The 21,456-nt window shown below is 45.0% G+C and carries 15 protein-coding genes; 6 read left to right on the forward strand and 9 right to left on the reverse strand.

All coding sequences use genetic code 11. The features are described from left to right. Positions 1 to 2 precede the first annotated feature (2 nt). Positions 3 to 3,143: an efflux RND transporter permease subunit gene (locus CBX98_RS10225; RefSeq protein ID WP_109169137.1), complete on the forward strand. Its 3,141-nt coding sequence runs from the start codon at positions 3 to 5 to the stop codon at positions 3,141 to 3,143. A gap of 64 nt (positions 3,144 to 3,207) precedes the next feature. Further along, positions 3,208 to 3,789 carry a cupredoxin family protein gene (locus CBX98_RS10230; protein WP_053313544.1) on the forward strand — a complete coding sequence of 194 codons (582 nt, stop codon included), beginning with the start codon at positions 3,208 to 3,210 and terminating at the stop codon, positions 3,787 to 3,789. Positions 3,790 to 3,887: 98 nt separating this feature from the next. Here CBX98_RS10230 and CBX98_RS10235 read toward each other — a convergent pair whose 3' ends face one another. Further along, positions 3,888 to 5,237: a ferric reductase-like transmembrane domain-containing protein gene (locus tag CBX98_RS10235; protein WP_172605952.1), complete on the reverse strand. Its 1,350-nt coding sequence runs from the start codon at positions 5,235 to 5,237 to the stop codon at positions 3,888 to 3,890. 239 nt (positions 5,238 to 5,476) lie between these two features. Between CBX98_RS10235 and blaCARB the strand changes: the two genes are divergently transcribed. Continuing rightward, entirely contained in the window at positions 5,477 to 6,328 is an 852-nt protein-coding gene (gene blaCARB, locus CBX98_RS10240; protein ID WP_053809595.1) for a CARB family carbenicillin-hydrolyzing class A beta-lactamase, read from the forward strand. 341 nt (positions 6,329 to 6,669) lie between these two features. Beyond that, positions 6,670 to 7,671 (forward strand): sensor domain-containing diguanylate cyclase, encoded by a 1,002-nt coding sequence (locus CBX98_RS10245; RefSeq protein WP_226977544.1) that lies wholly within the window; start codon positions 6,670 to 6,672, stop codon positions 7,669 to 7,671. Between the two features lie 118 nt (positions 7,672 to 7,789). Here CBX98_RS10245 and CBX98_RS10250 read toward each other — a convergent pair whose 3' ends face one another. Continuing rightward, entirely contained in the window at positions 7,790 to 7,942 is a 153-nt protein-coding gene (locus tag CBX98_RS10250) for a hypothetical protein (protein WP_005375418.1), read from the reverse strand. 245 nt (positions 7,943 to 8,187) lie between these two features. On the opposite strand from CBX98_RS10250, the gene speG reads away from it, so the two are divergent. Continuing rightward, positions 8,188 to 8,727 carry a spermidine N1-acetyltransferase gene (gene speG / locus CBX98_RS10255; RefSeq protein ID WP_041853120.1) on the forward strand — a complete coding sequence of 180 codons (540 nt, stop codon included), beginning with the start codon at positions 8,188 to 8,190 and terminating at the stop codon, positions 8,725 to 8,727. A 48-nt stretch (positions 8,728 to 8,775) separates the two neighbouring features. Here the strand turns inward: speG and CBX98_RS10260 are convergent, their stop codons facing one another. From CBX98_RS10260 to CBX98_RS10290, 7 genes are all read right to left on the reverse strand, one after another. Then, entirely contained in the window at positions 8,776 to 9,573 is a 798-nt protein-coding gene (locus tag CBX98_RS10260; protein WP_046873738.1) for a hypothetical protein, read from the reverse strand. A gap of 175 nt (positions 9,574 to 9,748) precedes the next feature. Continuing rightward, complete coding sequence (locus CBX98_RS10265) at positions 9,749 to 10,849, reverse strand: outer membrane protein transport protein (RefSeq protein WP_109169139.1); 1,101 nt, start codon at positions 10,847 to 10,849, stop codon at positions 9,749 to 9,751. 120 nt (positions 10,850 to 10,969) lie between these two features. Then, positions 10,970 to 14,110: an efflux RND transporter permease subunit VmeQ gene (gene vmeQ, locus CBX98_RS10270; RefSeq protein WP_109169140.1), complete on the reverse strand. Its 3,141-nt coding sequence runs from the start codon at positions 14,108 to 14,110 to the stop codon at positions 10,970 to 10,972. A 10-nt stretch (positions 14,111 to 14,120) separates the two neighbouring features. Then, a complete protein-coding gene (gene vmeP / locus CBX98_RS10275) occupies positions 14,121 to 15,263 on the reverse strand; it encodes an efflux RND transporter periplasmic adaptor subunit VmeP (RefSeq protein ID WP_109169141.1) in 1,143 nt (380 codons plus the stop codon). A gap of 90 nt (positions 15,264 to 15,353) precedes the next feature. Further along, positions 15,354 to 16,145 (reverse strand): hypothetical protein, encoded by a 792-nt coding sequence (locus CBX98_RS10280; RefSeq protein ID WP_021450687.1) that lies wholly within the window; start codon positions 16,143 to 16,145, stop codon positions 15,354 to 15,356. Between the two features lie 530 nt (positions 16,146 to 16,675). Then, entirely contained in the window at positions 16,676 to 18,835 is a 2,160-nt protein-coding gene (locus CBX98_RS10285) for a prolyl oligopeptidase family serine peptidase (protein ID WP_109169142.1), read from the reverse strand. 206 nt (positions 18,836 to 19,041) lie between these two features. Then, positions 19,042 to 20,613 carry an ATP-binding cassette domain-containing protein gene (locus tag CBX98_RS10290; RefSeq protein ID WP_109169143.1) on the reverse strand — a complete coding sequence of 524 codons (1,572 nt, stop codon included), beginning with the start codon at positions 20,611 to 20,613 and terminating at the stop codon, positions 19,042 to 19,044. A 391-nt stretch (positions 20,614 to 21,004) separates the two neighbouring features. Here CBX98_RS10290 and CBX98_RS10295 point away from each other — a divergent pair, with 391 nt between their 5' ends. Then, complete coding sequence (locus CBX98_RS10295) at positions 21,005 to 21,430, forward strand: universal stress protein (protein WP_005392539.1); 426 nt, start codon at positions 21,005 to 21,007, stop codon at positions 21,428 to 21,430. Positions 21,431 to 21,456 lie beyond the last annotated feature (26 nt).

The following is a 21,456-nucleotide window of genomic DNA, read 5'->3' on the forward strand; positions in this document are numbered from 1 at the left end:
CTATGATTGGAGCAATAATCCGCTGGTCGATCAAAAACCGTTTCATGGTTTTGATCGCTACCTTAGCGCTTGTTTTAACCGGACTTTACAGTGTAAAGAATACACCTGTAGACGCCATTCCGGATCTTTCTGATGTTCAAGTGATCATCAAAACAAGCTACCCAGGCCAAGCACCTCAAGTGGTGGAAGATCAAGTTACTTATCCGCTAACCACCGCGATGCTCGCCGTACCGGGTGCAGAAACCGTTCGTGGTTATTCATTCTTTGGTGACTCATATGTTTATATCATTTTTAACGATGATACCGACATGTATTGGGCACGTTCGCGCGTTTTAGAGTACCTAAGCCAAGTAGCACCTAAATTACCACCGAGTGCAAAACCGACATTAGGACCAGATGCAACGGGTGTGGGCTGGGTCTACAGCTATGTACTGCAAGATAAAACTGGCAACCATGATCTTGCTGATCTACGCAGTATGCAAGACTGGTTCTTGAAATATGAGCTGCAAACCGTCGATGGCGTCTCTGAAGTCGCAACCGTTGGCGGTATGGTGAAGCAATATCAAGTTCAGATTGACCCAGCTAAGCTACGTGCTTACAACCTGACACTGCAACAAGTGAACATGGCGATCCAAAACGGCAATCAGGAAACGGGCGCCTCTGTTGTTGAAGTAGCAGAAGCGGAACATATGGTTCGCACTACAGGTTACCTAACGAGTATTGAGGATATTGAATCACTCCCGCTCAAAGTGACAGAGAAAGGTACACCGCTCTTATTGGGCGACATTGCTGACATCAACTTAGGTCCGCAAATGCGTCGCGGCATCTCTGAGCTTAACGGCGAAGGTGAAGCGGTTGGTGGCGTTATTGTCATGCGATTCGGCGAAAACGCGAGTGAAGTCATCAGCAAAGTAAAAGACAAACTTGAAGATTTACAGCGTAGCTTACCGGATGGTGTAGAAATCGTTCCTACTTACGATCGCTCCACGCTGATTAACGCTGCCGTAGAAAACTTGTGGAAGAAATTGGCGGAAGAATTCATCGTCGTGGCGGTTGTTTGTGCCCTTTTCCTATTTCACATCCGTTCATCTTTGGTTATCGCACTGAGCTTGCCCGTCGGTATTTTATCCGCGTTTATCGTCATGCATTCTCAAGGCATTAATGCCAACATCATGTCGCTCGGGGGGATTGCCATCGCCATCGGTGCTATGGTGGATGGTGCCATCGTAATGATAGAAAACGTCCACAAGCATATTGAACGAACGCCTCTCACGGATAAGAACCGCTGGCAAGTGATTGGCAAAGCCGCTGAAGAAGTGGGCGCGCCCCTGTTCTTCTCACTGCTTATCATCACGTTAAGCTTTGTGCCAGTATTTGCACTGGAAGGTCAAGAGGGCAAGATGTTCTCCCCTCTCGCCTTTACTAAAACTTATGCAATGGCCGCAGCGGCAGGTTTGGCAATTACCCTCGTACCTGTGCTCATGGGTTATTTCATCCGTGGCAACGTATTACCAGAGCATAAGAATCCAGTAAATAGAGGCTTAATTGCGCTGTATCGCCCGTTACTGAATACCAGCCTCAAGTATCCTAAGAGTATGATCGTTATCGCTTTAGGTCTAATGGCGTCAGCTTACTATCCAACCAGTCAACTGGGTAGCGAGTTCATCCCACCATTGGATGAAGGCGACTTGATGTACATGCCGACTACGTATCCGGGAATCTCGATTGGTAAAGCACGTGAACTAGTTCAGCAAACTAACAAACTGATCAAAACCGTACCGGAAGTCAAAACGGTTTGGGGCAAGATTGGCCGTGCAGAAACGGCTACCGACCCTGCGCCACTCACTATGATTGAAACTGTTATTCAGCTAAAACCTCACGATCAATGGCGTGAAGGCGTGACGACAGAGTCGTTACGCAAAGAGTTCGATGAACTGATTCAGTTTCCAGGACTCACCAACGCTTGGGTAATGCCGATCAAAACGCGTATCGACATGCTTGCGACGGGCATTAAAACGCCAATTGGGATCAAAATCGCAGGCCCAGACCTGAAAGAGATCGAAAAAATTGGTGCTCAGCTGGAACCTATTCTTAATAGCGTTCATGGCACCTCATCTGTATATGCGGAACGTGTCGCGGGTGGCCGTTACGTAACGATTGATATCAAACGCCGCGCAGCTGCGAGATATGGATTGAGCATCAAAGACGTTCAGCAAGTCATCTCAACCGCTGTCGGTGGTATGAATGTTGGAGAAACCATTGAAGGCTTGGAACGCTACCCGATTAACGTCCGCTATCCGCAAGACTACCGTGACTCGGTTGTTAAACTGCAAAACCTACCACTGGTAACTCCCAACGGCGCACGCATCGCACTCGCAGATGTGGCAGATATTCGTTATGAAGATGGTCCACCGATGATCAAAACCGAAAACGCGCGTCCAAACGGTTGGGTTTTCGTGGATATCGAAGGTCGTGACCTAGGCTCATACGTCGTGGAAGCACAACAAGTAGTAGCAGATCAACTTGAATTACCTGCGGGTTATTCGCTGTCTTGGTCAGGTCAGTACGAATACATGGAACGCGCCAAAGACCGCTTAAGTGTCGTAGTACCAATCACTATTGCGATCATCATGATGCTACTTTACTTCAGCTTTCGCCGTGTAGGTGAGGTGCTGATCATCATGCTGACGCTGCCTTTAGCAATGGTTGGTGGCTTATGGCTGATGCATTATCTGAACTACAACTTCTCTATTGCCGTGGGGGTTGGGTTTATCGCCCTCGCCGGCGTTGCGGTGGAGATAGGCGTCATCATGCTGGTGTATCTCAACCAAGCGTGGCACCACCGAAAACTGGATGCAGAAGAGAAACAACGACCGCTTCAAGCACGGGATCTTACAGACGCAATTCGCGAAGGCGCTGGCTTGCGTGTGCGGCCTGTCATGATGACCGTATTAACGGTAATCATTGGTCTTATTCCAATCATGTACGGCGAGGGGACAGGCTCTGAAGTGATGCAACGCATCGCTGCACCGATGATTGGTGGCATGGCCTCTGCCCTGCTGTTAACGCTGCTTGTGTTACCTGCCATCTTCAAGCTGTGGAAACAGCGTGAAGTGAAATCAACTCAACACCAAGATAAATAACAACGAGCGCCATTATTCAGAAGAATAATGGCGCGATATCTAATTGATAGTAAAGGAAATCAACATGAAAAAGACTCTTATCACTCTTGCTCTAACCATGGTATCGAGTGGCGTATTTGCTCAAATGGATAACTCAAACATGAACCACGAAAATATGGAGCATGGTCAAATGGATCACGGTTCCATGAACATGGATAAAATGCCGATGGATCATGGAAAAATGGACCACGGTAAAATGGATCATTCTGGTATGAGCGGCATGCCGGGCATGTCAGCGGTTGGTATGCCTGCAAATGGCGCAAAACCAGACAAAGTCGTTCATGTACTCTTAACGGATGATATGAAAATTACATTCAAAAAAGATGTGACAATAGAACCGGATGATGTGGTTCAATTTGTGGTAATGAATACAGGCAAAATCAATCACGAATTTACCATTGGCTCAGCAGAAGAACAGCTTAAACATCGTGAAATGATGAAAACCATGTCTGGCGATCACATGCATGACTCCGGCAATGCTGTCACTGTTGAACCAGGCAAAGCGAAACAACTCTTGTGGCACTTCCATGGCGATAAAAATGTAGAGTTCGCGTGTAATATCCCCGGACATGCAGAAGCCGGCATGGTCAAAAAAGTGGAACTGTAGTGAGACCGGATTAACGTATTAACACGGTTCATAGACGTTAAATGTAAATACAAAAGGAGCTAATATCAGCTCCTTTTTATTTCGCCCCAAATGCTAGATTATCGCATCACAAACAGCTCTTCATGATAGTGATGTTCTGTATCAAAACGATATGCCTCTAACTCTTTTTTCAGGGTTCGAGAGAATACCTCCGGTCCACAGAAATAAAACTCATAACGCGATAAATCGCCGCATTCCTTCGCAATTTGTTCAACATTAAGTCGAGGTGAAATCGCAGTATCTATCACGTTCAGTTTCACTTGTGCCTGACGCGCAGCATTCCACAGTTCATCCACTAAATGACTATCTAAGCCACGTGTACAATAAAACAAATGCACTGGCGGATGTCTTTTTAACGCTTTCAATGAAGATAAGATAGCAAAGAACGACGCTATCCCGACACCACCAGCAACCCAAACTTGCGGCTTGTTGACATCAAACTCTAAACGCCCATACGGTCCTTCAACAACAACCTCATCGCTCGCTTTCACGCGCTGGTACAAATTGGTCGTGAAATCGCCTAGCTCTTTGATCAAAAAGCGAATCTCTGGATCGTGCTCACCTGAAACAATCGTAAACGGATGCGGATCTTCATTACCAAAACGAACATAAGCAAACTGCCCGGCTTTGTGTCCTTGCCAAGGTTTTCCTTGACCGTTATTGCTTGGCGCCAAAACCAGCTCCATCACGCGCGCTTGAGGGAAGTAGCGAGTCGACACCACTTTGGCGGGATAGCGATTCGCTCGTCCGACAAAGCCAAACAAGCTATAAACGGCAGCCGCAGAGCCCATCAATGCAAAACCAAAAGCGATAAAATGAATGGGATCGCCCCAGTACGCGTGCTTGATCAGCAAAACGGAGTGAACAGCAACCATCAAATACACCACAGCCATTAAACGATGGGATAACTTAAACGGTTTGTATTTAACAACAGTCCAGAGTGACACTGCCAGCAATACCAATAGCAAATAAAAGCCCCACTCACCTAAATCCAAGCCTACATCACGCAGTTCTTTAACCCATAACTCAAAACCAACGAAGTTATTGCCTGATGGCCCCTCTCCAGTGTGTTTTACTGGTTTTTCCAACCAACCAGCAGCAACGAGCCACTTCGGCACTTTATACATAAGCCAATGGATCACACCCAAACTGACGCCTGCTATACCTAACCACTTGTGTACTCGATATGCCTTGTCCATGCCATGAACCCATTGCTCTATCACAGGTAAGCGCAGCGCCAGCACCATCGCAATAGACATCAAAGCTAACGACAAAACACCAGAATATTGAATAAGCGCGGAGCGCCATTGGAAGAATTGGGTCGAGGAAAGCAGTTGCGGTTCACTCATCCACCACAACACAGACACGGCGGTAATTATCATCCATACAAAATTTCGTACAGTTTTCATGAACATCACTCTTAAATTGACGACAACTCTAGTTTAGTTTTTCTAGCGTAATGCAACGTCAATATTCGTAAAGTTGAGTAAACCCACAATATACCTAAGGTCAACAACAAACTTGGAGGTATTGCGCAGAATCCTACAAAAAATCGACATGGATTTAACAGTGGTTAGAGTATTCGCTCGTTATAGTTTGCGTAACATCGCCACAGTGCGAACCAAAACCAAAATGAAGAACACGACGCATGAAAAAGTTATTTTTGTTGGCTGGGCTAATGGTTTGCTCAACCCTAAGTTACGCTTCCCAATTGAATGAAGACATTTCTCTCATCGAACAACAAACCTCAAGCAGAATTGGAGTCTCGGTTTGGGATACGCAAACCGATGAGCGCTGGGATTACCGTGGCGATGAACGCTTCCCACTCATGAGCACATTCAAAACCTTGGCTTGCGCCACAATGCTAAGTGATATGGACAGCGGTAAGCTAAGTAAAAATGCGACCGCGAAAGTCGATGAGCGCAGCATCGTTGTGTGGTCTCCAGTGATGGACAAACTCGCAGGCCAAAACACACGCGTAGAACACGCTTGTGAAGCCGCGATGTTGATGAGTGATAATACTGCTGCCAACTTAGTATTGAATGAAATCGGCGGTCCTAAGGCCGTGACAATGTTTCTGCGATCAATTGGTGATAAAGCGACGCGCCTAGATAGATTAGAACCACGTTTGAACGAAGCGACACCGGGAGACAACCGCGACACAACCACACCTAACGCCATGGTAAACACTCTGCGAACCTTGATTGAAGGAGAAACGTTGTCTTACGAGTCTCGCGTGCAATTAAAAATCTGGATGCAGGACAACAAGGTTTCAGACTCGTTAATGCGTTCAGTATTACCAACAGGTTGGTCTATCGCCGACCGCTCTGGTGCGGGTGGTCACGGTTCGCGTGGTATTAACGCAATCATATGGAAGGAAAACCATCGTCCTGTTTACATTAGTATCTATGTCACAGAAACCGAGCTATCACTGCAAGCCAGAGACCAGCTCATCGCGCAAATCAGTCAGTTGATTTTACAGAAATACAAAGATAATTAATTCACTGCTTACATATTTACTTTCCTAAGTTCACCCTCTTTGCCCTTCTCTTCCCTGAAGGGCTTTCTTACTTCTTTGGTTCTACCTCAAAAACACCCCTTATTGAGTAATGACCTACTTATAAATAGGTATAACATTTATTCATTTAGGCGTGAGTTAACGCCCACATTAAGCAATTGAACACACATAGATGGCGATAAATAAACCATAATCTTACGTAGAAACGTATTTTTCTTGAAAATAGCTTCGTGTAACTTATTGTTGGTATTTGCAACATCGCAAGGAGATGTCTATTGAGACTTGAAAGAACTTTTAACCCTGATGACTTATCGATGCAGAACATGGAAAGTCCGATCTGTATGCCGATAGGGTTTGTTCACTTTTTAGCTCAATCGGAAACATTGCAGCAGGTGCTCGATACGGTCGCAGAATGGATAAATCGTATATTCAATTCCGACCGCGCGAGTATCACGCTTTATGAAAATGATGATCATCTAAAGGTCTACTCTTTCTCTGGTAATAAAGCGATTCCGGCTGAATTCTTGGTACCTATTCACCGAGCTTTTGTTGGCCGAGTGTTCAAAAAACAACAACTGATGATCTGTGACGATGTCACTCAATCTGATGAGGTCGATTGTGTGATGCTGGCATCCAATGGCATGGGGACGTGTATGGATGCGCCTTTAATGCACGGTAAAGTCTGTTTGGGCACGCTTAATGTTGCACATCATCAAACGCACACTTATACAAACGAACAAGCGGCACAGCTTCAGTGCATCGCTAACTGGATTGCTTTAAACATTGCTCTTCATATACAAATTATGAAAATGGAGCATCTCGCCACAACGGATGATCTGACTGGCATTCCAAACCGCAGAGAATTCATGCGACAAATCGAAAGCCGCTTGACTGAATACCGTACCCAAGGCATTGACTTCCATGTTGCTATTCTAGATTTAGACAACTTTAAGAGCCTTAATGATCGGTTTGGTCATGATGCTGGCGATAAATCGCTGATCCATGCAGTCAACACCATTCAAAGTCATCTACTTGACTGTGACTTACTTGCCAGAGTTGGCGGTGAAGAGTTTGCCATCGTACTAAGAAGCCGCTCATCGCAAGAAGCCCTAAACACATTAGAAACGATTCGCAATGCGCTAGAAACTACGACGATTCAACACTCAGGTCGTGATATGAGCTTTACCGCTAGTATTGGTGTAACTCAAGTCTGTAGCTTGGATGACTCGTTTGAACCACTCGTAAAACGCGCCGACTTAGCCCTTTACAAAGCCAAAGAAACCGGTAGAAACCGTGTTGAGGTTCATAAAACAGAAGAAAACTAGAAAAGAGAGTGATAAAAAAGGTAGCGACTTGTTGCGCTACCTTTTATAAATTCTAACCCGCCTAAAATAAGTAATACGAACTTTAAGCCAGTTTAGAAATAAGAGTGAGCAAATTTAATTATGCTTTCTTAAGATCTTTAGCTGGGTAAGTTAGCGTTTTCTCGCCTGCTTTTACGTGTGTGTAAAAACCGCCACTGCTTAAACCTGTAACAACCATTTCGCCAAGATCGATACCTTTAGTCGCTACTACTACGTCACCGATTGAAAACATATTGAATACCTTGTTTATTTAGATTAAGACACTAAGTCGTTGCGCGGTATTTAATATGATATTAGGCAAACCACCTAATCGAATTTTTTATCGTAAAGATTAATTTTTATTTGGCGTGAACTCTAAGTTTCCATATTGAAAAAACCACAATATTTCCCAAAAACAGATGCGCTATTCTTGTTAAATACGTTAAGATTTTCTAGCATCAATTGCGGAGGTTTACTCCGCCTCATTGGAGATAAATGATGAAGAAAGGCCTAAAAATGCGTGCACTAGAACGCTCTGATTTGCGCTTTATTCACGAACTAAATAACAACCGAAATATCATGGCCTACTGGTTCGAAGAGCCTTATGAATCTTATGATGAGCTCGAAGAACTTTACCGAAAACATATACATGATGACGCAGAAAGACGCTTTGTGGTTGAAGATGAAGACGGCATAGTGATTGGATTGGTCGAACTTATTGAGATCAACTACATTCACCGAAGCGCTGAGTTTCAGATAATCATCGCCCCAGAGCATCAAGGACGAGGTTATGCGACAGAGATGATTAATCGAGCATTGGATTACTCCTTCTCGATTCTTAATCTACGTAAAATATACTTATTGGTCGCAGTGGATAATGAAGTCGCTATTCATTTATATAAGAAATGTGGTTTTATTGAAGAAGGCCATTTAGTAGAAGAATACTTTATTAACGGAGCCTATAGCGATGTTAAGCGCATGTATATATTAAAACACCAATATCAGAAAAAGATCGAAGAAAAGAACGCGATTCACTAATTTATTCCATCAAAGTAAAAACGCAGCCATCGTTGCTGCGTTTTCAATTTACTCAAATTGATATTGGTAAGATAATGCGACGCGCCTATCTGCCTCATCTAAATAGGTGTTGTTGTCCATGACAAACGTCATTACGTTAAACGAGTGACGTTTATTCACGAGATAACCAAGGCCGATACCACCAAAGAAGCCTTTGTAGTTCTCTCCTTCACTGTTTTCTGAGCCGTAAGTGCCTGCTGCGAAGCTGATTAACGTCAGCTCTTTGGTAAACGATTTCAGCGCAAATGCACCAACGTAACCGCTGCTGCCTGAAGAGCTCATCATATTGAAGCCATTCTCTGCACTTGGAGTGCCCGTAAAGTTAGGCTCGCTACAGTTGCTGCCTGCTGCACCGTCACAAACAGGAACATCACCAGTGTTGTACGTATAGCCTGCCATTGGGAAAATTTGGAAGCCTGCTGGCTCAATCCCGAAATAACTTAGCGGCATAAAGGTACCAACGCTGTAGTTGGTTTGATCCGCGCCGTTTACGTATTCATTTTTACCGAAGTTGAAGTTCACGATACCGACCGGAAACAACCACGAGCCACCAATACGCCACTCGCTCGCATCATCATTGATACGCAGGTTAATTTTGCGCGCTTGGTCAAGCGCAAGTGAGCCCGAGAATGAGATGTTTTGATCATCAAAATCGTAGTTGTTTGCGTACGACGCGCCAAATTTCGTAATGACTTTTGTTGGGTCATCCGCCAACTTGTTTTTATTGTCTTTTACTCGGTGCTCGGCACCATGAGCCAGCGTACTGACCAACAAAGTCGTACACACTAACGCTAGTTTATTTTTCATTTTTAGTCCTTTGAGATGTTGAATACCCGCACTTAGCCGCGCAGATACTTTTTAAATCATCACTCACTGGGTGTGACAGAAGCGCCCTAACTACCTTAGATAGCGTGACAGCATCCAGTGCAGGTAGTTAGGGTAGAATGGCCTGTAAGGAAGGCGTTTTAGCGATTAGGAATGATTAGTTTTTCCAGTTGTAGCTCATGCTCATGAAGTACAGAGCAGGCTCATCAAAGCCAGCTTGTAAGCTTGGCGTTTCTGACGATTCCATCAAGATCGCTTCAAACGCGAAACCAATTGAGTTTTCTGAATCCAATGTGTAATCAATGCCTGTACCAATGCGGTACGCCTTGCCAGTAGGAACGGTAATATCACCGTTTGATTGGCTCTCATACATGCTGGTATCGAATGCAAAACCTGCATTCCACATCATTTTGTCATTCAGTTTGTACTGAGTACCCAATGCGATTTGGTAACTGTCTTGTGTCTCTACGTTCAGCGTGGTTGTGTATTCGCTCCAGTCTTGCCAGTTCACGTTCCACATCACCGCTAGGTCATCATTCAATTCGTGGTAAGCACTGAAGATAAGTTGTTGTGGAGCAATGGAGTTGCTGTTGTCGAATTCAAATTCGGTTTCAGAAGAGTAAGACAGACCAAGACGCGTGCCTGGTGTTGCCTCATAAAGCACACCTACTCGGCCATTAACCTGAGTATTTTGGTCTTCGTCTAAGTATTTTTTATGCACGCCAGAGCTAGCCAACGTCCCTTCTACTTCATACATACCGTACTGAATACCAAGCCCCGCACCCACAGACCAGTGATCATTGATGCGGTAAGAAGCGGAAGGTTGAATGGTCAAGGCTTGCGTCGTTGCTGTAGGAATATCTAAATGATTATCCAAAAGACCTTCGTACTCGAGGCCAAGACCGTAGTTGCCATATAAACCAATACCCAGCGTCCATTTGTCGTTCACTTGTTGGCTGTAAAATGCCGACGCCATAGGAACAAAACCAATCACGTTGCCAGCATCGCCAGTCATCGTGTCTAGTTGCGCGTCACCGTAAAGGCCAATCAGGTTACCAGAGAAAGATTTACCAGAAACATTCGCCAGACCAGCCGGGTTTGCAGCCATTACTGAGGCATCTTGCGCACGAGCCGCCATACCAGCGGATGCCAAACCAATATCCGATGCTGTTGTTTCGTAAAGGTATAACCCACCCGCTTGCGCAGCAGCACACGTCAGTAGAGAGCTCGCTACGACGATTTTTGAAAGATTTTTCATGCTAAAACCTATTATTGTTTGGGGAACCCACGCTGCGACGGTGGTTGTATATCAATGAAAGGCATTGGCCAATCGCACACAACGTGGGGGTGTTGTGGAGTCAGTCAGTTGAAATCAGCGTTATTGCTCGCTCACCTCAAGTTCAGTGGGTTTCTTTCGCTTAAACTTCTCGCGCAGAGATTGCATCATCACGAAGAACACCGGCGTCAGTAACGTGCCTACAAACGTAGAGAGAATCATGCCGCCGAATACCGCAAAGCCCAGTGAGTGACGAGATGCCGCACCAGCACCCGATGCAATCACCAACGGGAATACCCCCCAGATGAAGGCGAATGCGGTCATCTGTACTGCACGGAAACGGATTCGAGCAGCTTCTTTGGCAGCATCAATGATGGATAAGCCCTTTTCTTCTCGCAGAACTTTGGCAAATTCCACGATAAGAATCGCCACTTTGGCGGACATACCGATCAAGATGACCACACCAATCTGCACATACAAATCGAACGGTTGTCCCACCAGCAGTAGCGTGCCCATTGCGCCGAGAATCGCGACTGGAACCGCCATCATTACCGCAGCAGGAATGGTCCAACTTTCGTACTGAGCCACCAAGAACAAGTAGGTGAACAGCAAAGACAATGCGAACGCGATTGGCGCCATGTTGCCTGCTTTCATCTCTTGGTAAGTCATGCCTGACCACTCGTACGAGTAACCACTTGGCAAAGATTCCGCAGCCAGTTTTTCAATGGCTTTTACAACATCACCCGAGCTGTAACCTGGCGCTGGCGCACCGTTCACGGTTGCGGAACTGAACATGTTGTAGTTCGACAAGGTATCAGGGCCGAAGATCGGCGTCACTTTCACTAGTGTTGCCAGTGACACCATTTTTCCAGAGTTTGAACGAACAAACAGATGGTCGATGTCGTCGATGTTGTCACGGTATTGCTCTTCTGCTTGCACTTTCACTTGGTACGAACGACCAAACAAGTTGAAGTCAGAAATGTAGGCGCCGCCCAACTGTGCTTGTAGTGTGCTGAAGATTTCATTCAACGGTACGCCCATCGAAATCGCTTTATCGCGGTCAATATCGATGTAACGTTGCGGAATGTTCGCACGGAAAATCGAGAACGCACGCGCCACTTCTGGCAGTTGATTGATTTGGGCAACAAAATCAGCGGTTGTTTTTGCCAACTCTTGTGGAGAACGGCCCAAGTTGTCTTGCAGCACAAGGTTGAAACCATCCACCGCACCCATGCCTTTGATTGCCGGCGTCGCGAAAACGAACGAAGCGGCATCTGGCGTTGAGTTCAGCATTTGGTTAACTTTATTCATCAATGCGCGTTGGTGTAGCTCAGGGTCTTTACGTTTGCTCCAGTTATCCAGTTTGATGATCAACATGCCCGAGTTTGGAATCGACGCCATGTTAATTACCGAGAAGCCCGCAACAGAAACCACGTTCTCCACACCTTCCATCTGTTTTAGCTCATCAACGTACTTCTTCATTAATGGCGCAGTACGCTGCAATGCTGCTGCATCTGGCAAACGCATTTCGACCATGAACACGCCTTTATCTTCGTTCGGTACGAAAGAAGAAGGTACGGTAATGAACGCAAACGCCAGTACTGCAATAAGCGCGCCATACACACCGATACTCAGCACAATACGACGGCTCAAGAAGCCAACTAAACCTTGGTATTTGCGCGTTATTGCTTCAAAACCTCGGTTAAACGCACGCAAAGGCGCAATAGGTTGCGAGTGAGTTGATTTCAACATCAACGCACAAAGCGCTGGCGTTAACGTTAATGCGTTGATCGCAGAGATCAGCACCGACACACAGATGGTGACCGCGAACTGGTTGAACATTCGACCAGAAATACCCGGCAATAGCGCAACCGGTACGAATACCGCCAACAAAATAAGCGTTGTTGCCAATACTGGACCCGTCACTTCTTTCATGGCTTGGATCGTGGCCGGAATCGGGTCTAAATGCTCTTCATAGATAACCCGCTCCACGTTCTCCACCACGATGATCGCATCGTCCACCACGATACCGATGGCGAGGATCAAGCCAAACAACGAGATCGTGTTAATGGTCATGCCCATCACGCCCATGATTGCGAACGTCGCAATGATGGAAACCGGAATCGCTAAGGTTGGAATGATGGTCGCTCGCCAGTTCTGCAAGAAAACGTACACAACGAAGGTTACAAGAAGTACCGCAATCACCAGCGTCTCATACACTTCATCAATCGACGTCTCTACGTATTCGGTAGAGTCATACGCGATGTCGTAGACCAAATCATCTGGGAACGATTTCTCGTACTCTTTCATGGCCTCTTTCACGCGTTCCATCACGTCTAGCGCGTTCGCTGTCGGCAACTGGTACAAGGCCAGAACGGCGGCTGGTTCGTTATTCATACGACCATCAGCTTCGTAGCCTTGTGCGCCAACTTCGACACGAGCCACATCTTTCAAGCGAATCAAAGAACCTTTCTTGCTCGCACGGATGATGATGTTCTCGAACTCTTCCGCAGAAGTAAGGCGGCCTTTGGTTTGCAAAACATATTGATATTGCTGGTCACCCGGAGCTGGCATACCACCGATCTTACCCGCCGCCACTTGGATGTTTTGCGTTTTAATTGCGCCGATAACATCGCTAGCAGAAAGCTTCAAGGTGGCCAATTTATTTGGGTTCAACCAAATACGCATTGAGTAGTCTTTCTTACCCAGCAGCGTAATGTCACTCATACCTTCGATACGTTTTAGACGCTCAACAATATTGAGATCCGCGTAGTTAGAAAGGTAGATACTATCGTGAGACTGTTTCGGAGAACGCAGTGTAATAACGCCCAACATGTCGGAAGATTTCTTCTTAACCGTCACACCGATTTGGTTTACTTCTTGTGGAAGAGAAGACGTCGCTTGCGCCACCAAGTTGTTCACACGAACTTGCGCCATATCGCCATCTGCGCCCACTCGAAAATAGATACGTAGTGTGTATGAACCATCGTTACCAATCACAGAAGACATGTAAATCATGTCTTCAACGCCGTTGACTTTGGCTTCTATCGGCTGTGCAACCGTCTTTTTAACCACGTTCGCGTTTGCACCCGGATACATGGTGCTCACCGTAATTACCGTCGGAGAGATTTGAGGATACTCAGAAATTGGCAAGACTTTCAGGGCGATCATACCCATCAATGTCATCGCCAGTGAGATCACCAAAGCAAACTTCGGCCGGTGAATGAAAAATTTACTTAACATCAGTACTCACTCAGCCTTGTTCACTCTGTAGTTCAACGTCTTTCACCGTTGCACCCGGACGCACTTTTTGTAGACCATTGACGATGACTTTTTCGTTAGCCGCCAAGCCAGTCAGCACAGCACGTTTCACACCGTAGGTCTGACCAAGTTCAACGTTACGACGTGACACCACGTGATCATCACCAACCACCATGACGTAGTCACCCGCTTGATCTTGCTGAACAGCCGCCGATGGGATAAGCAAACCATCAATGGTTTTGTTGCGCAGCTTGATGGTCAAGTTGCCATATTCACCCGGCATAAGCGCGTAAGTTGGGTTATCAAATTGTGCTTCTGCTCGAATTGAGCCTGTTTCCAAATCGATCTTGTTGCCAACGGCGTAGATCTTGCCATCAAGTGGATACAATGAACCGTCTGAAAGCGTCAGTGTTAAATCAACATCCAGTTTGTCATCGTTACGATGAGCCACATCAATCGCGCTTCTTACGCGGCGGTAGAGCTTCTCATCCACATCAAAGCCAAAGCGAATTGGGTCGATTTGAGTGATCGAAACAAGAGGAACGAGTTGAATTTTCGAAATACGGTCACCCACTCGGAAGTTGCTGAAACCCACGCGGCCAGAGAAAGGAGCACGCACAGAGCTAAACTCAAGATCGAGCCTTGCTGAAACCAGCGTCGCTTTCGCCTCTTCTACCGAAGCAATCGCTGCGGCGTGCGCGGCAATGGCGTCATCGTATTGCTGCTCACTGATGCTTTTATCTTTGATGAGTTTCTTCACACGTTCTGCATCACGCGTAGTTTGAACGAGTTGTGCTTTTGCTTTTTGCAACGACGCTTTTGCATACGCCAGTGCCGCTTTGTAAGGACGGTCGTCGATTTCAAACAGCAATTGGCCTTTTTCGACCATATCGCCATCTTTAAAATGAATCGCGGTTAATTCGCCACCGACTCGAGGCATAATATCAACGTCATTTACTGCTTCAGTTCGACCGATAAAAGTATGATAAGGAGTGATTTTTGTTTCGGTTAGGGTAACGGTTTCAACAGAGGGTGCTTGGGCAGTTTTCGTTGCGATATCGCCAGTTTTGCATCCTGATAGTAATGCAGAAGATATAGCAATAGATACCAACGCATATTTATATTTGGCTTTCATGATAAACCTACTTTATGTAGAAAGTGTCCTAGCCTAAATATTAAAAAATATGGATAAACACACTTTCTATTCTGGAAATAAACGAGGGAGTTAGAATTGGTAGTTAAATTCGATACGGTGATCACCATCACCGAAATTAACGTGCTCATTCCAGTTTGCAAAGTAACGAATATTAGCGCGAGGATTAATTTGATAAGACAACGCAAACTCATGAGTTAAGATATTATCTTCACCCGCGTAATAAGTATCTTTATATTGACTAGACCCTGATAATGTATGCATATACATTGGGTTGTAGTTAATCCAGATTTTATCGGTTAATTCAATTTTTGAGTACATACCGACAACGGTGAAAGTACCTGGAATTTCATAACCTTTGTCATCACCACTAAAACCATTAGCAATAGTGACACCCGCACCAGCTAAAGGAAATAACTGCAACATACCAAACTTAGGTAGGCCTTGAATAAAGCTATAAGATGCATCTAATTTATCGTTATCAACATCGTAGTTTACATCCAATTGACGGCCTAGACCTTTTGCGACTTCTACTTGGAAATTACGTAGCCGGAAAGAGTCAATGCTGTCATCAACATTGGCATACATTGGATCGTCATTGTCGCGAATGCCAAATAGCTCACCACCAATGCCTTTCATTTCGATGATGTTCATCGCCATGGTGCCAGGCTGGCTAGATTGGTAAGTTTGACCGATTTTGATGTTCGCGCCTTTGTCAGTAATACCAAAGCCCGCTTGGGTGTAAACCGCAAGTGGGTCAGACATATCTTGTAGTTCTTCGTCATTATTTGTCTGAGCATAAGCAGAAGACGCGAGTTGAAGGGCTGCTGCCATGATAACAACAGACGGTTTCACTAAATTCATAAAACTGTATCCATTTTAATGATTATAAAATTATTCACGTCATGAGGTCATCATAAATAGCAAGCAACACAACTCGCTTTGGATAATATAAATTATCAAAGCAAATTTAATAATGACGAAACATTAGACGTTTTAATTAAAATAAAATAAAGCGTCGTAAAAGTTCAATCACTGCTACTTATATCTTATATAACTTGAAATTTGGTAAGCTTTACGAAGAAGGGAATATTAAAACTTATGAAAATTCAATTATCATTAGAACAAATGATTAATTAAATTTACCATATAAATAAGGAGTGCAATGGTGTTAGGTGATCGCGATCAAGTTTTATTTTTATCGTATATTACTCTTCAGGTAAAGAAGATAGTTGTAATAAATTGCAAATACCTTAATTTAATTAGCCTTGCGGTCAATTTAGAATAGTTACTCCACAATAAATTGAAAGGAAATCACACTCTGTGATTCCCTTTTATTTTCGAGTGCAAAAGCACCAATGCATTTCGTTAACTAAAAACGCAAACGATTCGCACTATTGCAGTTTCTCTATCCCCATATTGAACAGTGCAAAGCTATAAATATCTGCATTTGTCTCAATTATTTTACGCGTTGGTGTGCCAGCACCATGTCCTGCATTGGTTTCGATGCGAATCAAGGTCGGATTTGAACCCGCCTGTTTTGACTGCAACTCAGCAGCAAATTTGTAAGAGTGAGCAGGAACAACACGATCATCATGATCACCCGTTGTAATCAATGTCGCTGGGTATTCCACCCCCGCTTTTACATTGTGCACTGGCGAATAACCTTTCAGATATTGGAACATCTCTTTACTTTGCTCTGCCGTACCGTAGTCATACGCCCAACCAGCACCTGCGGTAAAAGTATGATAACGCAGCATGTCCAGTACGCCGACTGCTGGCAGCGCCACTTTAAACAACTCTGGACGTTGCGTCATAACAGCCCCCACTAACAAGCCACCATTCGATCCACCGTTAATGGCTAACTTGTTTGATGACGTTACCTTTTCATCAATTAGAAATTCAGCCGCCGCAATAAAGTCATCAAACACATTTTGCTTTTGCATTTGAATGCCAGCGTTGTGCCACTCTTTACCATACTCCCCACCGCCACGAATGTTCGCTACCGCGTAAACACCACCAAGCTCAAGCCAAGCTGCACGTGTCGGGCTAAAAGATGGTGTGAGGCTAATGTTGAAACCACCATAACCATATAGGATGGTTGGTGCACTGCCGTCCATCGGTGTCCCTTTTTTATAGGTGATGATCATCGGCACTTTTGTTCCGTCTTTTGAGGAGTAAAACACCTGGCGAGATTCATACAAAGCAGGGTCAAATGGCGCTTTAGATTTGTAGTACACCTCGCTATCACCATCTTTGATGTTCAGACGATACGTAGTGCTTGGCATCTTGTAGTTGGTGAAAGAATAGTAGACTTCGGTTTCTTCTTTTTTACCTGAAAAACCGTACGCACTACCAATATCAGGCAATTTGATTTCTCGGATGAGTTTGCCGTTCATGTCGTATTGCTTCACCATCGAGATCGCATCAACAATATAGCTCGCAAACAAATTGCCACCCGCGGTAGAAACACGTAACACGTTCTTTGTTTCAGGGATCAAATCTTTCCAGTTTTTGGGCTGCGGCTGACTCGCATCCACCGTCACGACGCATTTGTTCGGCGCATTAAGGTTCGTAACCAAGTACAGTTTCGTGCCTTGGTTGTCTATTACCCAAGTATCAGAACTGGTGTTATCTAAAATGGTTTTAAGCGGGCTGTTTGGCTTACTCAGATCTTTAAAGAACAGTTTGTTACCCGATGTCGATATGCTGGCTGAGATAAACAAGTAGCGTTCATCTTCCGACGTATAGCCGCCAACATAACGGTATTTCTCTTCCTCAAAGCCGCCGAAAATCAGCTGGTCTTCACTTTGTTTCGTCCCAAGCTTATGAAAGTAGAGCTTGTGTTGATCCGTCTTCGCGGAAAGTACACTCCCCTTTGGCTTGTCATAACTTGAGTAATAGAAGCCTTGATTGCCGAGCCAACTGATGCCGCTGAACTTAATATCCATCAGCGTTTCGCCGACGGGCTTTTTGGTTTCTGTCTCTAGAACTATGACTTTTCGCCAATCGCTACCGCCTTCCGAAATGCTGTATGCAACTAAAGATCCATCTCGTGAAAAGCTCACTCCCGCTAACGATGTGGTGCCATCTTCACTAAAAGTATTTGGATCGAGGAAAATTTCTGCTTCACCATCACCTAGCTGCCGATAAAGCACATCTTGGTTTTGTAAACCGTCATTTTTGTAGAAATAAGTGAACTTACCCTCTTTGAACGGTTGGCTTTGCTTTTCGTAGTCCATGAGCTTAGTGATGCGCTCTTCAATCTGCTCGCGGTAAGGGATTTTCGACAGATAATCAAACGTCACTGTATTTTGTGCCTTCACCCATTCTGCGGTTTCTGGGCTGAGATCGTCTTCCAACCAACGATAAGGATCACTCACTTTTGTACCAAAGTAGTCATCGACAACATCCACTTTTTGTGTGGTTGGGTACGTGATGGCTTTCGGGGTTACCTGTTCAACCGACGATTGCGCCGCTTCATTTGCATGCGCCACAGACAACACACTTCCGAGTGCGAGAGCCGTTGCGAACGCTAGGGTGTTCTTTTTCATGAAATTCCTTTTTATTTTTCTGTTGTCTTTTTGTGCAATACATCAGAACTCTACTATATATCGACAAAATGAATCTAATTTCATTAAACGAGTTGTGAAAGCCATCCTAACTCCCTTATTTCCTGCCAATTCTACATATCGGTAAGTGGCGGTGTAGAGCTTAGGAACAACGCTGAAGAGCTACGATGGCGTTTACTCTCTTTCGTCTAAGTCAGCTCGATTTGGCGCAAAACCCCAGACTCAGAAGCGAAATCTTGGTCGTGACTAATCAGAACAAATCCACCTTTGTATGCATTTAACGCCTGACTAAGCATTATTTTTGAATCGAGATCGAGATGATTATCTGGTTCATCAAGCAGCAGCAAAGGCTGAGAGTGTTGGTGGCTGACGATCAGCATTGCGAGCTTCATCTTCTCGCCACCGCTTAGTACGCATCCCAACCGAAACACAGTGTCTCGACGAAAACCGATCCCCGCCAATAAGGTTCTCGCTTCACTTTCCGTCATCTCTTGGCAAGTCTCCATTACGTTCTCAAGTAACGAAAGATTTGGATTCACTGCGCCAAAGTGTTGGTCGAGATAATACAAGGGAGTATTCACTTGCAGCTCACCACTCAGCAACGACAACTCGCCAAGCAACGTCTTTAACAAGGTTGATTTTCCGCAGCCATTTTTCCCTTTGAGATGGACTTTGTCGTTCGCAAAAATCTGCAAAGTGATAGGAGTAGAATCCCCAAAAGGCAATATACCTTCTTGTATCGACAACACTTTTCGCGAACGGTTCGGATTATCTGCAAGATAAAGCTTTTGCGCTTTGAGCTGCTCATGTCGCGATTGCAACGCCCGCTCTTTGGCTTGTAAATGCACTTGTCTGAGTTGCTCATTCTTATTGCGATTTGAGGCGCTGGCGGTCGCGCTATCCTTTTTGCCATCAAGCAAAATTTTGGGCTGACTGTCGTCTTTGCGCAGTTTGTTCCCTTGCGCGGCGCGTTGGTCTGCTTTTTCGCGATTTTTCTGGGCTTGCTCAGCTAACCGTTTTTTCTGTTTATCGACCTGCGCTAACTGCCTTTCGATCGCTTGTAGCTCAGTGCGTTTTTGCTCGGCATACACATCGTAATTTCCACCAAAAACCTGTAAACCTAGGCCCGATAGTTCCCAAATTTCCTCCATTGATCGCAGCAGCTCACGATCGTGACTGATGAGTAAAATCGCGCCGCCGAAATGCGTCATAGACTCTATCAGCCATTGTTTCGCCTCGGTATCGAGGTGATTGGATGGCTCATCGAGAATCAAAAGCTCCGCTTCGTTTTCAAACAATTGCCATAACTGCAAACGCGCCAACTGACCACCACTGAGCCGAGCACATGAGAAATCAGGGTCTTGCGGCAAGCCCATCGCAGCAAGCTGCTGTTTGAGTTTCGGTTCAATATCCCACTGTTCGCCAACCAGTTCGAACCAATGCTCAGAAACATCACCTTGTTCAATCTGCTTCAAAGCATGCAAGACCGAGTCTGTTCCCAGAAACTGGGCGATCGATTGCTGACCTGAAAGCAGATCAGACGGCTGCTGGCGATACATCATGAAAGAAGAGGGAGAAGTCACAACACCGCTGGCTGGCTGAGTTTCGCCTGCCAAAATGGAAGCCAAAAGCGACTTACCGATGCCATTGCGCCCAATCAAACCAACACGTCGTTTAGTCATGGAACAAGAAATAGACTGAAATAGCGTCTCGCCATTATCAAACTGATGGCTAACATTAAAAGCTTGTAAAACTGGCATAATTTGCCTCCTGTATGACAGGGACAACAGCCGTAGCTATGATTTGAGATTGCAACAAAACGCGTGCACAAACGCATTAAGCTCTATGTAAAGCTCGACGATAAACGTCAAATCAAAAAGTCGTCTTGTTGCAAAGAAATATCGGAAAGTGAGCTACGCCTACTAACCCTGCAGATCCAAAAAATAAGTAAAAATATGGATAACAGGTTTAGTTCTTCATGTTGGCGTAATCTCCTAGAGAAATGATTTGCGAAGTTTAGCGGGTTTTCTGACTAAAAAGCAAGCAACATTATTTATCAAAACTTTGAACGATTTCGAGATCTTATCTACACAAATTTTGCCCAAGCCATACTATGCTTACAGTAAAGCTAATCCACATAAGGGCGTGGTAATGAAATACAAACATATCCTTGTTGCACTCGAACTGTCCGATGAGAGCACTGTTCTGATCGACAGAGCCGTAGCGATGGCTAACTATCTCGACTCCGATATTTCATTCATCCATATTGATGGAACTCACGGGGAAATTTATCGTGAGCTCGTAGACATTAAAGAGAACCCAGACCAAAGGCCGCTGAATGAGCACTCTATGGAATGTTTGAGAACATTCAGTGAGTACATGGATTATCCACTCAAACACTTCTTCGTGGGTACTGGTGATTTAGCCGATAAGCTCGAAATTACCATCAAAGAGCAAGAAGTGGACTTGCTGATTTGTGGCCATCACCAAGATTTCTGGAGCAAAATCATTTCCTACTCAAGACATCTTATCAACAAGTCACCAGTCGATATTTTAGTCGTTCCTATTCATGATTAATTAAAATTTGACGCTTGCCAAAACCA

The organism is Vibrio sp. T9, assembly GCF_003123985.1.
Classification (GTDB): domain Bacteria; phylum Pseudomonadota; class Gammaproteobacteria; order Enterobacterales; family Vibrionaceae; genus Vibrio; species Vibrio diabolicus.

What these genes read in the sequence shown, in the direction of transcription:
- CBX98_RS10225 (WP_109169137.1), top strand. Translation starts at nt 3, where the DNA reads ATGATTGGAGCAATAATCCGCTGGTCGATCAAAAACCGTTTCATGGTT.
- CBX98_RS10230 (WP_053313544.1), top strand. Translation starts at nt 3,208, where the DNA reads ATGAAAAAGACTCTTATCACTCTTGCTCTAACCATGGTATCGAGTGGC.
- CBX98_RS10235 (WP_172605952.1), bottom strand. Translation starts at nt 5,237, where the DNA reads ATGAAAACTGTACGAAATTTTGTATGGATGATAATTACCGCCGTGTCT.
- blaCARB (WP_053809595.1), top strand. Translation starts at nt 5,477, where the DNA reads ATGAAAAAGTTATTTTTGTTGGCTGGGCTAATGGTTTGCTCAACCCTA.
- CBX98_RS10245 (WP_226977544.1), top strand. Translation starts at nt 6,670, where the DNA reads ATGGAAAGTCCGATCTGTATGCCGATAGGGTTTGTTCACTTTTTAGCT.
- CBX98_RS10250 (WP_005375418.1), bottom strand. Translation starts at nt 7,942, where the DNA reads ATGTTTTCAATCGGTGACGTAGTAGTAGCGACTAAAGGTATCGATCTT.
- speG (WP_041853120.1), top strand. Translation starts at nt 8,188, where the DNA reads ATGAAGAAAGGCCTAAAAATGCGTGCACTAGAACGCTCTGATTTGCGC.
- CBX98_RS10260 (WP_046873738.1), bottom strand. Translation starts at nt 9,573, where the DNA reads ATGAAAAATAAACTAGCGTTAGTGTGTACGACTTTGTTGGTCAGTACG.
- CBX98_RS10265 (WP_109169139.1), bottom strand. Translation starts at nt 10,849, where the DNA reads ATGAAAAATCTTTCAAAAATCGTCGTAGCGAGCTCTCTACTGACGTGT.
- vmeQ (WP_109169140.1), bottom strand. Translation starts at nt 14,110, where the DNA reads ATGTTAAGTAAATTTTTCATTCACCGGCCGAAGTTTGCTTTGGTGATC.
- vmeP (WP_109169141.1), bottom strand. Translation starts at nt 15,263, where the DNA reads ATGAAAGCCAAATATAAATATGCGTTGGTATCTATTGCTATATCTTCT.
- CBX98_RS10280 (WP_021450687.1), bottom strand. Translation starts at nt 16,145, where the DNA reads ATGAATTTAGTGAAACCGTCTGTTGTTATCATGGCAGCAGCCCTTCAA.
- CBX98_RS10285 (WP_109169142.1), bottom strand. Translation starts at nt 18,835, where the DNA reads ATGAAAAAGAACACCCTAGCGTTCGCAACGGCTCTCGCACTCGGAAGT.
- CBX98_RS10290 (WP_109169143.1), bottom strand. Translation starts at nt 20,613, where the DNA reads ATGCCAGTTTTACAAGCTTTTAATGTTAGCCATCAGTTTGATAATGGC.
- CBX98_RS10295 (WP_005392539.1), top strand. Translation starts at nt 21,005, where the DNA reads ATGAAATACAAACATATCCTTGTTGCACTCGAACTGTCCGATGAGAGC.